Source organism: Oharaeibacter diazotrophicus (assembly GCF_004362745.1).
GTDB lineage: Bacteria > Pseudomonadota > Alphaproteobacteria > Rhizobiales > Pleomorphomonadaceae > Oharaeibacter > Oharaeibacter diazotrophicus.
The window spans coordinates 452,392-465,373 of record NZ_SNXY01000006.1 but is presented as its reverse complement, the minus strand read 5'-3'; the positions used below and the strand labels follow the sequence as shown (position 1 = coordinate 465,373).

The window sequence follows — 12,982 nt, the reverse complement described above, 5'->3', positions numbered from 1 at the left end:
CCGCACCGATGACGCCGCTCGCCGACATCCTCGCCGCCGACGCGCTGTTCGCCGCGCTGACGCCGGACGATCGCGCCGCCGTCGCCGCCCTGGCGCGCCGGCGCGGTCATCCCGCCGGGACCGTGCTGTTCCAGCGCGGCGATCCCGGCCGCGACATGCTGGTGGTCGCCGCCGGCCGGATCCGGCTGTCGGTGCTGTCGCCGGAGGGCCGCGAGCTGTCGCTGCGCCACGCCGGCCCCGGCAGCCTGATCGGCGAGATCGCCGTGCTCGACGGCGGCCCGCGCAGCGCCGACGCCACCGCGGTCACCGACGTCGAGCTGTGGTCGGTCGCCCGCGCCGACCTCGACCGTCTGATCGCGGCGCGGCCGCACGTGGCGCGCGTCTTCGTCGACGTGCTGTGCGCCAAGCTGCGCGACACCACCGAACAGCTCGAGACCGTGGCGCTCTACCGGCTCGAGGCCCGGCTCGCCCGCTTCCTGCTCGGGCTCGCCAAGGGCCTGCCGGTCGAGGCCGGCAAGGCGCGGCTCGAGCTGCCGTTCAACCAGTCCGAGATCGCGGACGTGATCGGCGCCAGCCGGCCCAAGGTCAACCGCGCCTTCGCCGAACTCGAGGCGGCCGGCGCGATCGAGCGGGTGCCGGGCGGGCTGATCTGCCGGCCGGGCCGGCTCGCCGCCGTCGCGGAAGGGGAGGAGGGGTGAGGCTTCCGCGCCTCCCGGGGCCGCCCTGGCGCGGCCGCGCCGGCGGCTGGCGCGGCCCGGTCGCGGCCGGCCTCCTCGCCCTCGCCGTCGGGGCTGCGGTTGTCGCCGCCCTGCCCGGCCGCACCGTCGTCGCGTGGCGCGAGAGCGCCGCCGACGCCGTGCTGGCCGCGGCCGGTCCGACGGCGGACGACGGCGTCGTCGTGGTGGTGGCGATCGACGCCGCCAGCCTCGCCGCGGTCGGGCCGTGGCCGTGGCCGCGCGAGATCACGGCCGAGCTGGTCGAGGCGGTCGCGGCCGGGGGCCCGCGCGCCATCGGCGTCGACGTGGTGTTCGCCGGACCCGACCGCGCCTCCCCCGCCCGGCTCGCCGCCATCCTCGCCGCACGCGAGGGCCGCGACGACCTCGTCGGCGCCCTCGCCGCCCTGCCCGATCCGGACGAGCGCCTCGCCGGCGCCATGGCCGCGGCGCCGACGGTGGCCGCCTTCCTGCTCGGCGGCGGCGACGCCGGCCCGTCGACGCCGGTGCTGGTGAGCGGCGCGGCGCCCACCCTCGCCCCATGGGCGGCCGCCGGCGCCGTGACGCCGCTGGCGGTCGTCGCCGACAACGCCGCCGGCCTCGGCGCCGCCTCGCTGGAGGCAGACGGCGACGGCGTGGTCCGGCGGGTGCCGCTGCTGGTCGCGGTCGGCGACGCGGTCGCCGGCGGCCTCGCCGCGGAGACGCTGCGGATCGGCGAGGGCGCCGCGGCCTTCGTCGTCGAATCGGACACGCTGGCGATCGGTCCCCGCCGCGTGCCGCTCGGACGCGAGGCGACGCTGCGCTTCCGGCCGAGCCCGCCGGCCTTGCGCACTGCCCGCACCGTCGCGGCCTCCGACGTGCTCGCCGGCCGGATCGACGCCGCACGCTTCGCCGACCGGCTGGTGCTGATCGGCGGCGCCGCGCCCGAACTCGGCGCACTGCGCGCCACCGCCGCCGACCCGGTCGCGCCGTCGGTCCAGATCCAGGCCGACGCGCTCGGGACGCTCCTGTCCGGCCGCGTGCCGCACCGGCCGGAGACGGCGTGGATCGTCGAGATCGTCGCCGCCGGCGTGCTCGCCGCGCTCGGCCTCGCGCTCGGTGCGACGGTCGGCCCCCTGCCCGCGGCGGCCGCCACGATCGCGGCCGGCACCGCCTGGTCGGGCGGGGCCGTCGCGGCGCTGGCGTGGTGGGACCGGGTCGTCGATCCGATCGGGCCGCCGCTCGCCGGGCTGGTCGCCGTGGTCGCCGCCGGTACGGCGGCGGCGGTGTCGACGCGGCGTCAGGCGGCGGCGCTGCGCCGGCGCTTCGAGCAGCATCTGGCGCCGGCGGTGGTGGCGCGGATCGCCGCCCGGCCGGACCTCGTCAAGCTCGACGGCGAGCGGCGCGAGGTGACCGCGCTCTTCACCGACGTCGAGGGTTTCACCGCGGTGACCGACCGCGTCGGCCCGACCGAACTCGTCCGCCTGCTAGACGGCTATTTCGCCGGCGTCGTCGAGATCGTCACCGGTCACGGCGGCATGATCGACAAGATCGTCGGCGACGCCGTCCACGCGCTCTTCAACGCCCCGGTCGACCTTCCCGACCACCCGCGCCGTGCGGTCGAGGCCGCCCGCGCCGTCGTCGCCTTCGGCGAGGCGTTCCGCGCCCGGCCCGACGCCGCCGCGGCCGGCTTCGGCCGCACGCGCGTCGGCGTCGAGACCGGCGAGGTGGTGATCGGCGACGTCGGTGCCGGCGGCAAGCTCGACTACACCGCCCACGGCGCGGCGGTGAACACCGCCGCCCGACTGGAGGCGCTCAACAAGGAACTCGGCACGGCGATCTGCGTCGGCCCGACCTGCCGCGCCCGCCTGCCCGACCTCTCCTTCCGCGCGCTCGGTGCACGCGAGATCCGCGGCCGCGGCACGCTCGAACTGTTCACGCCGGCGGAGGGACCGTGAGTCCCGCCTCGCAAAGTCCCGACACGTCGGGGCTTTGCGCGGTTTCGGCCTATCTGCCGGCGCCCGGTCGGGCGCTGCTCGCGCGCAACGCTCCGACGGCAGGTCGGGCGTCGCGCGCTCGGCTTGATCGACCGGCTCAGCCGAGCACGCTCGCGAAGGCCTCGTCGACCCGCGCCGCGCCCCACTTCTTGACCGGCGACGGCCGGGCGAAGCGGGCGGGGATGTCGACGCCGTCGCCGGCCTCGAGGACGCGCTCGGCGCCGCCGGTGTAGACGCGCACCGAACCGCGCGCGACGAAGACGCCGAAGCTGCCGCGGCTCGGGCCGGCGAAGAAGCGGGTGCCGCGCACGCCGATCAGGCCGAAGGTGGTGCGGACCTGGAGGTCGAGCTTCGGCAGGTCGTCAGGGCGGTCGAACACCAGCGCGCCCTCGCCGAGTTCCAGCGTGCCGCCGGCGGCGGCGACGAAGCGGTCGATCCTGAGGCGCGCCTTCGGACCGAGGTTGATCCGCGTACCGCCGTCGAGGTCGAGGGCCGCGCGCGAGCGGGCGGCGGTCCAGACGAGGTCGCCGAGCAGGATGCTGGAGCGCACCTCGAGCCGGCGCGTGCTCTGCCGGCGCGCGAAGGCCGCGCCCTCGGCGTCGCCGACGACGCCGACCGGCTCGTCGTTCTCGTTGGCGCGCGCCGATCCGGCGACGCCCGCGGCGAGCAGCCCGCCCGCCAGCCCGACCACGCGCCGCCGCGTGACGTGTCCGATCCCGATCGTGTCCATCTCCGCCCCCCTTCCGTGCGCGGCCTCCCGTTCAAGTCGCCGCACGCGGCCGAGTATGCCGCGTCCGCGGCAAGCGGCAACGCCGCCCTGCCCCACGTGGGACCCGAGTTGGAGGATTCGCCCGAATCCGCGGGCGGCGCTGTTCCCGCGGTAACTGGAATCCCTTGGCGAAACGGCGTAGATCGGCACGGTCGGCGCGGCGGACACCGCGGGCGCCCGACGCCGCCCCCCGGCGGCGGGACCAAAACCCCGCCGCCACCGGCGGCAGGACCCAACCCCCGCCCCCGGCGGCAAGTCACGGACCGCCCTCGATGCTGCCAGCCGCCGTTCCGCCGACGATGACATGGCTGGCGGGCGTCATGGCGCTGTTCACCTTGAAGCACGTCGTCGCCGACTTCCTGCTCCAGACCGGCTGGATGGCGACCGGCAAGGAGCGCGCCGACGGCTGGGCCGCGCCGCTCGCCGTCCACGCCGGCATCCACGGCCTGTTCACGCTGGCGATCACCCTCGTGCTCGCGCCCACCCTCGCCTGGCTCGCCGCCGTCGACTTCGTCGTCCATTTCGCGATCGACCGCGCCAAGTCGGTCCTCGGCCGCACGCTCGCGGTGGCACCGAACAGCCAGGAATTCTGGTGGCTGATCGGCCTCGACCAGATGCTGCACCAGTTGACCCACCTCGCCTTCGCGCTCGCCGTCGCCGCCTCGGCCGCCGGCGCGGCGGTGGCGTGAAACGTCCCAACCTCGTCCGCGCCCGGCATTTCGCCCATCGGCCGCGGCGCTAGGATGACCCGCGTGGATCCCCCACCGGAGTACGCGAAATGTCCGCCACTGCCCTCGTCGTCGTCGACGCCCAGGAATCCTTCCGCCACCGCCCCTATTTCCGCGCGGACGACGTCCCGGCCTACGTCGAGCGCCAGCAGGCGCTGATCGAAGGCGCCGTCCGGCTCGGCGTACCGGTCGTGCAGGTCTTCCACGTCGAGGACACCGGCCCGTTCTCGGAAGCCTCGGGTTTCGTCCGGCCGCTCGAGCCGCTCGTGATCGTGCCCGACGTCGTGTTCGCCAAGCGCCGCCACAGCGCGCTGGTCGGCACCGGCCTCGACGTCTGGGCGACCCGGCGCGGCATCCGCCGCCTGATCGTCTCGGGCATCCGCACCGAGCAGTGCTGCGAGACCACCACCCGCCACGCCTCCGACCTCGGCTGGGAGGTCGACTACGTCGGCGAGGCCACCCTCACCTTCCCGATGACCGACGTCGCCGGGCGGACGTGGTCGCCGGCCGAGATCCGTGCCCGCACCGAACTCGTGCTGGCCGGCCGCTTCGCCCGGATCGCGACCGTCGAGGAGGCGCTCGCCGCCGCCGCGGCCGGACGGGCCGCGGCATGACCGCGGCCGCGACGGCGCGCGTCGTCCCCGTCGTGGTGGTCGTGCCGCCGCGGGTGCTGCTGCTCGACGTCGCGGGGCCCGTGGAGGTGCTGCGCAAGGCGAACCTGGAGCAGGACGCGGTCCGCTTCGAAGTCGGCTTCGTCGGCCCCTCCGCCACGGTGGTATCGTCGGTCGGGCTCGCCGTCGCCGGGCTCGCGCCGCTGCCGGCGGCGCTCTCCGACGGCACGATCCTGGTCGTGCCCGGGGCGACCGACCAGCCGCTCGGCGCAGGCCCCGACGCCAAGGCCGCCGACGCGCCCGCCGAGGCGGCGATCGTGTCGTGGCTGGCGCGCAGCGTGCGGCCGGGCGTGCGCCTCGTCACGATCTGCTCGGGCGCCCTGCTCGCCGCCCGCGCCGGCCTGCTCGAGGGCCGCGCCTGCACCACCCACCATGCCACGATCGACGACCTGCGCCGGCTCGCGCCGACCGCACGCGTCCTCGACGACCGTCTGTTCGTCGAGGACGGCGACCGCCTGACCAGCGCCGGCATCACCACCGGCGTCGACCTGATGCTGCACCTCGTCGCCGCCGAGGCGGGGCACGCGGTGGCGCTCGCGGTCGCGCGCTATCTGGTCGTCTACATGCGCCGGGCCGGGGGAGACCCGCAGCTGTCGCCCTTCCTCGAGGGTCGCAACCACGTCCATCCGGCGATCCACCGGGCGCAGGACGCGGTGGCCGCCGATCCCGCGCGCGACTGGTCGGTGACGGCGCTGGCCGACGTCGCCGCCACCAGCCCGCGCAACCTGTCGCGGCTCTTCAACGAGCACGCCGGCATGAGCGTGACCGACTACGTCAACCGCATGCGCGTCGCCCTCGCCCGCGAACTCGTGCGCGGCTCGCGCCTCGACATGGAGGCCGTCGCGGAGCGTGTCGGCTACGGCTCGGCCCGCCAGTTCCGCCGCGCCTGGGCCCGCTTCCACCCGGCACCGCCGAGCCGGACCAGGGCGGACGGCGGGTGATACCGCTGGAGGCCGCGACCGGCCGGGGGCCGGACGAGATCGGCGCGCGGCGGGTTCCGTGGCGACTTGACGCGGAGCGCGAGAGATCGCCCCGGTCGGCGTGGCGCGCCGCATTGGCGACCGGCATCCCGTATAGGTAATACCAAGTTCGCGAAGTTCCGACCTCTGGTCGGAGCTTTGCGAGCGAGGAGCGCCCGACCGGGCGCCGGCCGGATGGCCGAAACCCCGCAAAGTCCCGACGAGTCGGGAATTTGCGGGACTGGTATAATATGAACATCGGCGTCTCCGCCGCATCGGCGGGCCGTCTCCTGTTTCGATTGTCGAATGCGTTTCCAAGTGGGAGTTGCCGCCGTGACGAACCGCCCTTCGTTCGCCGTGACCGGTCTGGTCGCCATCCTCGCCGCCACCGCCCCGGCGCTCGCCAAGCCGATCCTGATGTCACCCTCCGCCGTCGCCGCTCCGGCCGCGGCGGCCGGCAGCAACGTGGTCCGCTACGGCAAGTACTACGAGGACCGTATCAGCAACGATTGCGGCTCCGGCTATATCAATTGCATCGTCAACTTCTCGAAGCTGCCCGACACTCGCCACGTTCATTTCACCCGCATCGCCTGTGCCGGCACCTCGTCCAACCCGCCGATCTCGCTGGCGCTCGCAAACAACGGCACCGCGACGTCGCCGCCCCGCCACATCCCGCTCCAGATCGCGCCGGCGACCTACGCGCAGCAGATCTTCTCCGACAAATACATCTACTACACCAACATCAACCAGGAAATCGACGTCATCATGCAGAAGGGCTCGGTCCCCTACGTCAACTTCTACGCCAACGGCCCGAATGCGTTCGAGAACCTCTCGATCACCTGCACCTTGACGGGCGAGATCGTCTGAGCGGCGCATGCGGCGAGCGAGGAAGATCCGAGCTCGCCATCTGCGCACGCCACGCACGACGCGGGCGGATCATTCCCACTCGATCGTCCCCGGCGGCTTGCTGGTCACGTCGTAGACGACCCGGTTGACGCCCTTGACCTCGTTGATGATGCGGGTCGCGGCGCGGCCGAGGAAGGCCATGTCGAAGGGGTAGAAGTCGGCGGTCATGCCGTCGACGGAAGTGACGGCGCGCAGCGCCAGGACGCGGTCGTAGGTGCGGCCGTCGCCCATGACGCCGACGGTCTGGACCGGCAGCAGGACCGAGAAGGCCTGCCAGATCGCGTCGTATAGGCCGGCCTTGCGGATCTCGTCGAGGTAGATCGCGTCGGCCTTGCGCAGGATGTCGAGCTTCTCGCGGGTGACGCCGCCCGGCAGGCGAATGGCGAGGCCGGGGCCGGGGAAGGGATGGCGGCCGATGAAGCTCTCGGGCAGGCCGAGTTCGCGGCCGAGGGCGCGGACCTCGTCCTTGAACAGCTCGCGCAGCGGCTCGACCAGCTTCATGTTCATGCGTTCGGGCAGGCCACCGACGTTGTGGTGGCTCTTGATCGTCACCGACGGCCCGCCCGAGAAGGAGACGCTCTCGATCACGTCCGGATAGAGCGTGCCCTGGGCGAGGAAGGTCGGCGCGCCCCTTCCGTCCGCGGCGATCTTCTTGGCCTCGGCCTCGAACACCTCGATGAACAGCCGGCCGATGATCTTGCGCTTGGTCTCCGGGTCGGCGACGCCCTCGAGCTGGCCGATGAAGAGCTCCGAGGCGTCGACGTGGACGAGCGGGATGTTGTAGTGGTCGCGGAACATGCCGACGACCTGCTCGCTCTCGCCGAGGCGCATCAGGCCGTGGTCGACGTAGACGCAGGTGAGCTGGTCGCCGATCGCCTCGTGGATCAGCACCGCCGCCACCGACGAATCGACGCCGCCGGAGAGCGCGCACAGCACGCGCTCGTCGCCGACCTGGGTGCGGATCTTGGCGATCATCTCCTGGCGGTAGGCCGACATCGTCCAGTCGGACTTCAGGCCGACGATGCGGTGGACGAAGTTGGCGATCAGCCGGGCGCCGTCGGGCGTGTGCACCACCTCGGGGTGGAACATGGTGGAATAGTAGCACCGGGCCTCGTCGACCGAGATCGCGAAGGGGGCGTTCTCCGAGACGCCGATCACCTCGAAGCCCTCGGGGGCTCGGGTGACGCGGTCGCCGTGGCTCATCCACACCGGATAGCGCCCCCCGACCTCCCAGAGGCCCTCGAACAGCGGGCTCGCCTTCAGGATCTCGACGTCGGCGCGGCCGAACTCGGCGGCGTGGCCGCCCTCGACGTCGCCGCCGAGTTGCACCGCCATGGTCTGCTGGCCGTAGCAGATCGCGAGGATCGGAACGCCCGCCGAGAACACCGTCTCGGGAGCACGCGGGCTGCCCTCGCGGGTCACCGAATCCGGGCCGCCGGAGAAGATCACGCCCTTCGGCTTCAGCCGGGCGAAGGCGGCGTCGGCGCTCTGGTAGGGGTGGATCTCGCAGTAGACGCCGGCCTCGCGGACGCGCCGGGCGATCAGCTGGGTGACCTGGCTGCCGAAGTCGATGATGAGGATGGTGTCGTGGCTCATGGCACCCCTGGCGCGTTCGGGCCCGGCCCGCTCGGCGCCCTCCCCGCGGGGCGCCGGCCGCGGGGCGGCCGGTAATGGTGGAGTGCGGCCACCCGTTAAGCCGTGACGCCGGTGGAGGCAAGCGGATTCGCGTGCACCTCGGCCCCGCGTCCGGCCGTCTTGCCGGCGCGCCGGCGCGGGGCTAGAAAGCCGACGTTTGGCCGGATGCGATCGGCCCCGCGCCGCCCGCGGCGCCCCCTCCCGGAGACGTTCGCCTTGCTGCGCCAGATGTACGGCTGGACCATGTCGCTGGCCGCCGGCCGGCACGCGCCGACCGCCCTCGCCGCCGTCTCCTTCGCCGAGAGCTCGTTCTTCCCGATCCCGCCGGACGTGCTGCTCGTGCCGATGGTGCTGGCGCGGCGCGAGCGCGCCTACGTGTACGCCGCGATCTGCACGGCGGCCTCGGTACTCGGCGGCGCGCTCGGCTACGCCATCGGCGTCTGGTTGTTCGGCTCGCTCGGCCAATGGTTGATCTCGGCCTACGGCCTCGGCGACGACATGGCGAAATTCCAGGCGAGCTACGCCGAGTGGGGCGCGGCCATCATCCTGCTCAAGGGCCTGACGCCGATCCCCTACAAGCTGGTCACGATCGCCTCCGGCTTCGCCGGCTACGACTTCCCGCTGTTCCTGCTGTTGTCGGCGATCACCCGCGGCGCCCGGTTCTTCCTGGAGGCGGCCCTGCTGCGGCGCTACGGCGAACCGGTGCGCGACTTCATCGAGAACCGCCTCGAATGGGTGATGCTGGCGGTCGCGGTCACCATCGTCGGCGGCTTCCTGCTGGTCCGCCTGATCTGAGCGCGCGCCAGCTGCGACCCGGCGGGCGCGTCAGCGCCGGATCGCGGCGGCGGCGTTGAGGAGGCGGTCGGCACCGACGGCCTCGGTCTCGCCGACGAGGCCGGTCAGCCGCGCGCCGTTGACGTCGAGACCGCCGAGCGTCGCCGCGGTCACGTCGGCGCCGGAAAGGTCTGCGCCCGCCGCCTGCATGCCGGAGAGGTCGGCGCCGGTGAAGCGCGCGCCGGCGAAGCGGGCGAACTCGGCGGTGACCCGCGACAGGTTCGCGCCCGAGAAGTCCGCGCCCTCGGCGCGGGCCGAGGTCAGCACGCCGCGCATCAGCCCCATCGACTGGTTGCGCATGTCGGCGGAGAGATCGGCGCCGCGCAACGAGGCGCCACGCAGGTCCGCGCGCGTCAGGTCGGCGACGACGCGGGCGCCGGAAAGGTCGGCCTTCGCGAGCACCGCGTCCATCATCTGGGTCTGGAACAGGTCCACCTTCGACAGGTCGGCGCCGGAGAGGTCGGCGCGGACCATCCAGGCCTGGGCGAGCTTGGCGCCGACGAACTTCGCTCCCACCAGCCGGGCGCCGTTCAGCCGCGCCGCGGTCAGGTCGGCGCCGGAGAGGTCGAGGCCGGAGAGGTCGAGGCCGTTGAGTCGGCGACCGCGCAGGTCGACCGGGCGCCCCGGACCGGCCGCCGCGATCAGCGCCTCGACGCCGGCGCGGTCGATCTCGGCCTCGGTCATGGCCGGCGAGGCCATGTCGAGATAGCGGGTCATGTCCTGCGCCGCGGCCGGGCCGGCGAGGCACAGGGCTACGAACGCAACGGCGAACGGATGGCGCGGCATGTTCCCCTCCCAAGGACGGGCGCCAGCAGAACACCGCGGCCGCCGCGACGCCAGGGGCACCGCGGGCCATCGCGAGAAGATGATGACGTCGTGAACCATCCGGCGGAACGGAACCCGCGCGCCGGAGGCGGGTCAGCCGCGCGCGAACACGGCGACGAAGAAGCCGTCGGTGCCGGCGGTGGCCGGCGACAGCCGGAGCGCCGTGCCGCCGGCGAGCGGCACGGTGGCGTGGGGCGGCGGGGCCGCGCCGGTGGCGGCGGTGAACAGCGCCGCGGTGTCCGCCATCCGGAACGACGGCTCGGCGGCGAGGAAGGCGCCGGCACGGTCCTCGTTCTCCTCCGGCAGCACCGAGCAGGTGACGTAGACGAGGTGGCCGCCGGGGCGGACGAGGCGGGCGCCGTCGGAGAGCACGGCGTCCTGTTCCTTGAGCCGGGTCTCGAGCGCGCCGGGCGCGAGACGCCACTTGGCGTCGGGGCGGCGGCGCCACGTGCCGGAGCCGGTACAGGGCGCGTCGATCAGCACCAGGTCGGCCTTGCCGACGAGGTCGGCGAGCACGTCGCCGCGGCGCGGCTCGCGGATCTGGATGTTGCGGGCGCCGGCGCGGGCGATGCGCTCCAGGATGTCGCCGAAGCGGCGCTTGTCGCTGTCGTAGGCGTAGATCTGGCCGCGGTTGCCCATGGCGGCGGCGAGCGCCAGCGTCTTGCCGCCGGCGCCGGCGCAGAGGTCGACGACCTGCCCACCGCCGATCGCGGCGGCGATCAGCGCCGCGATCTGGCTGCCCTCGTCCTGAACCTCGTACCAGCCGCGTTTGAACGAGAGTTCGGAGGCGACGTGGGGCGGCTTGTCGTCGGTCGCTCCGGCCGGCACGCGCACGCCGACCGGCGACCACCGGCAGGCGACGGCGCCGAGCGGGGCGAGCGCCTCCAGCACGGCGGCGCGGTCGCTCTTCAGCGGGTTGACGCGGAGGTCGATCTCGGCGCGCTCGGAGAGGGCCGCGCCCTCCTCCGGCAGCCGGTCGCCGAAGGCGCGCGTCAGCGACGCCTCGAGCCAGGCCGGCACGTCGGCGCGCGCCCAGGCGGGCGTGCCCTCCGGCAGGTCGGGCGCGAGCAGCGCGGCGCGTTCGGCCTCGCTCGGCGCGGCGGGGGCGTGGCGGTCGTCGGCGAGGGCGGCGAGGAGACCGTCGAGGCCCTTGCCCCACAAGAGGGCGTAGGCGGCCGAGGCGAGCAGGCGCGGGTCCTCCGAGCCCATCCGGGCGGCGAGCGAGGCGCGCCGGCGCAGGACGTCGAACACGAGGTTGCCGATGGCGCTGCGGTCGCGCGAACCGGCGAAGCGGTGGGTCAGGCCCCAGTCCTTGAGCGCATCCTGGACGGGCCGGCGCGTCCGGTCCACGTCCGCGAGCACCTCGATCGCCGCGGCGATCCGCCCCCCGTCCTTCATGTCGCTCTCCATCGGTTGACCCGTTCGCCCCGGTGCTTAGGCGAGGCGGGCGCCCCGGGCAACCGGAATCGGTCGGCCCCGGTGACCGATCGCGGCCCGAGAGGGGCGATTGACACCGGCGGAGGGCCGTCCCTAGGATCGCCGGCATCGTCGCAGACCCGGCTCAGCACCGGGCTCACCCTTGTTTTCCAATCGATTGAGCGAGCCCTCGGCATGAACGGACCGACGTCGACCACGGAGTCCGCTGCCGGGGACGGCACGCTCAGGACGATCGCGCACGCCGGCCTGCCGCCCTATCCGTTCCGGGTCCACCGTGCCGGCACCGACAGCGTCGTCTCGCGCGAGATCGCCGAGCGCGGCACCTGGGAGCCGCTGGAGACCGAGATCGCGATGCGGCTGCTGCCGCTGTTCGGGACCTTCCTCGACATCGGCGGCAACATCGGCTGGTACAGCGCGCTCGCCCGCGAGATCATGCTGTCGGGCTCGGCGATCCACGCCTTCGAGCCGGATCCGGGCAACTTCGCCCTGTTGCGCCAGAACGCCGGCCACAGCGCCCGCCTCGGCGTCCACCTCGTCAACGCCGCCCTGTCGGATCGGGTCGGGGTCGATCGGCTGTTCCTGTCGGGCACCAACATGGGCGACCACCGGCTCTACGAGTCCGAGGGCGGCCGTGCCGCGGTCGACGTCCAGATCACCACGCTCGACGCCTATTTCGCCGGGCGCTCGCCCGGGGCCTTCTTCGCCAAGCTCGACACCCAGGGCAGCGAACCGCGGATCTTCGCCGGCGCGCGCACCGTGTTCCGGCCCGACGACGCCGCCTCGGCCTACGTGATCGAGTTCTGGCCGCACGGCATGGTCGCCGCCGCGGCCGACGTCGCCGCCTTCGTGCACCGGCTCGGCTTCCTGCCGCAGCGCCCGATGATCATCGACCATGCCGGCGGCAAGGTCCGCGCCACCACCTGGAGCGACCTCGTCGCGCGCGTCGACGGCGACCTCGCGCCCGCCTCGCGCCGTTTCGTCGACCTGCTCCTGGTCACGCCCGGGTCGGCCGCGTACATGGCGGTCGCCGATCTGCTCGCGGCCTGACGGGCGGCACCACGGCCCGGGCGTTCAGCCGATCGCGGGCGCGAGCACGGCGACCGTGAGCACCACGGCCATCGCGCCGAGACAGGCGACGCCGGCCGCGAACGCGCGGAAGCGCGGCCGGATCCGGTTCGAGCCGGTGTGGATGGCTGCGTGGACGACGCGGGTGCCGACATAGGCCCAAGCGAGCAGCGCGAAGGCCGGCCCGGCCGCGTGGATCACCAGGGCGAGCAGCACCAGCGCGTAGAACAGCGTCGGCGTCTCGAACTGGTTGTTCATGTTGTTGGTGAACTTGCGCACCTCGGCCGGCCAGTGCTCGTGCTGGCCGAGGGCGACGTCGCCGGTGACCTTGCCGCCGAGGAAGGCGTGCACGCGCGCCCGGCCGGCCCGCAACATGACGGCGATGGTGAACAGCACCTGGGCCAGGAGGGCGAGGACGACGGCGGTCTCGGCGGCGGGCATCGGCGGCTCCCGGTCGGTGGGCC

The 12,982-nt window shown here is 73.9% G+C and carries 13 protein-coding genes; 8 read left to right on the top strand and 5 right to left on the bottom strand.

The window, feature by feature from the left end; all coding sequences use genetic code 11:
* The first annotated feature begins 8 nt into the window (after nucleotides 1-8).
* Together EDD54_RS02340 and EDD54_RS02335 are read left to right on the top strand one after the other, a co-directional pair.
* Complete coding sequence (locus EDD54_RS02340; RefSeq protein ID WP_126536935.1) at nucleotides 9-698, top strand: Crp/Fnr family transcriptional regulator; 690 nt, start codon at nucleotides 9-11, stop codon at nucleotides 696-698.
* Nucleotides 695-2,650, top strand: coding sequence for a CHASE2 domain-containing protein (locus tag EDD54_RS02335; RefSeq protein WP_166653427.1), 1,956 nt, complete (start codon nucleotides 695-697; stop codon nucleotides 2,648-2,650). The genes EDD54_RS02340 and EDD54_RS02335 overlap by 4 nt, the downstream gene beginning before the upstream one ends.
* 136 nt (nucleotides 2,651-2,786) lie before the next feature.
* On the opposite strand, the gene EDD54_RS02330 is transcribed toward EDD54_RS02335, so the two are convergent.
* Nucleotides 2,787-3,419 (bottom strand): FecR family protein, encoded by a 633-nt coding sequence (locus tag EDD54_RS02330; protein WP_126536939.1) that lies wholly within the window; start codon nucleotides 3,417-3,419, stop codon nucleotides 2,787-2,789.
* A 311-nt stretch (nucleotides 3,420-3,730) separates the two neighbouring features.
* Here EDD54_RS02330 and EDD54_RS02325 point away from each other — a divergent pair, with 311 nt between their 5' ends.
* The 4 genes from EDD54_RS02325 (at nucleotide 3,731) to EDD54_RS02310 (ending at nucleotide 6,683) form a co-directional block, all read left to right on the top strand.
* Nucleotides 3,731-4,147 carry a DUF3307 domain-containing protein gene (locus tag EDD54_RS02325; protein WP_126536941.1) on the top strand — a complete coding sequence of 139 codons (417 nt, stop codon included), beginning with the start codon at nucleotides 3,731-3,733 and terminating at the stop codon, nucleotides 4,145-4,147.
* An 89-nt stretch (nucleotides 4,148-4,236) separates the two neighbouring features.
* Nucleotides 4,237-4,800 (top strand): isochorismatase family protein, encoded by a 564-nt coding sequence (locus EDD54_RS02320; RefSeq protein ID WP_126536943.1) that lies wholly within the window; start codon nucleotides 4,237-4,239, stop codon nucleotides 4,798-4,800.
* Complete coding sequence (locus tag EDD54_RS02315) at nucleotides 4,797-5,798, top strand: GlxA family transcriptional regulator (RefSeq protein ID WP_126536945.1); 1,002 nt, start codon at nucleotides 4,797-4,799, stop codon at nucleotides 5,796-5,798. The genes EDD54_RS02320 and EDD54_RS02315 overlap by 4 nt, the downstream gene beginning before the upstream one ends.
* Nucleotides 5,799-6,149: 351 nt before the next feature.
* A complete protein-coding gene (locus EDD54_RS02310) occupies nucleotides 6,150-6,683 on the top strand; it encodes a hypothetical protein (RefSeq protein WP_126536947.1) in 534 nt (177 codons plus the stop codon).
* 69 nt (nucleotides 6,684-6,752) lie between these two features.
* Here EDD54_RS02310 and guaA read toward each other — a convergent pair whose 3' ends face one another.
* Nucleotides 6,753-8,318 (bottom strand): glutamine-hydrolyzing GMP synthase, encoded by a 1,566-nt coding sequence (gene guaA, locus EDD54_RS02305; protein ID WP_126536949.1) that lies wholly within the window; start codon nucleotides 8,316-8,318, stop codon nucleotides 6,753-6,755.
* 255 nt (nucleotides 8,319-8,573) lie between these two features.
* Between guaA and EDD54_RS02300 the strand changes: the two genes are divergently transcribed.
* A complete protein-coding gene (locus tag EDD54_RS02300) occupies nucleotides 8,574-9,152 on the top strand; it encodes a YqaA family protein (RefSeq protein WP_126536951.1) in 579 nt (192 codons plus the stop codon).
* A gap of 30 nt (nucleotides 9,153-9,182) precedes the next feature.
* Here EDD54_RS02300 and EDD54_RS02295 read toward each other — a convergent pair whose 3' ends face one another.
* Both EDD54_RS02295 and EDD54_RS02290 read right to left on the bottom strand, forming a co-directional pair.
* A complete protein-coding gene (locus EDD54_RS02295) occupies nucleotides 9,183-9,977 on the bottom strand; it encodes a pentapeptide repeat-containing protein (RefSeq protein ID WP_126536953.1) in 795 nt (264 codons plus the stop codon).
* A gap of 132 nt (nucleotides 9,978-10,109) precedes the next feature.
* Nucleotides 10,110-11,414: an RsmB/NOP family class I SAM-dependent RNA methyltransferase gene (locus EDD54_RS02290; protein ID WP_126536955.1), complete on the bottom strand. Its 1,305-nt coding sequence runs from the start codon at nucleotides 11,412-11,414 to the stop codon at nucleotides 10,110-10,112.
* A gap of 213 nt (nucleotides 11,415-11,627) precedes the next feature.
* On the opposite strand from EDD54_RS02290, the gene EDD54_RS02285 reads away from it, so the two are divergent.
* Entirely contained in the window at nucleotides 11,628-12,500 is an 873-nt protein-coding gene (locus tag EDD54_RS02285) for an FkbM family methyltransferase (protein ID WP_126536958.1), read from the top strand.
* A gap of 24 nt (nucleotides 12,501-12,524) precedes the next feature.
* Here EDD54_RS02285 and EDD54_RS02280 read toward each other — a convergent pair whose 3' ends face one another.
* Entirely contained in the window at nucleotides 12,525-12,959 is a 435-nt protein-coding gene (locus EDD54_RS02280; protein WP_126536960.1) for an MAPEG family protein, read from the bottom strand.
* Nucleotides 12,960-12,982: the final 23 nt, after the last annotated feature.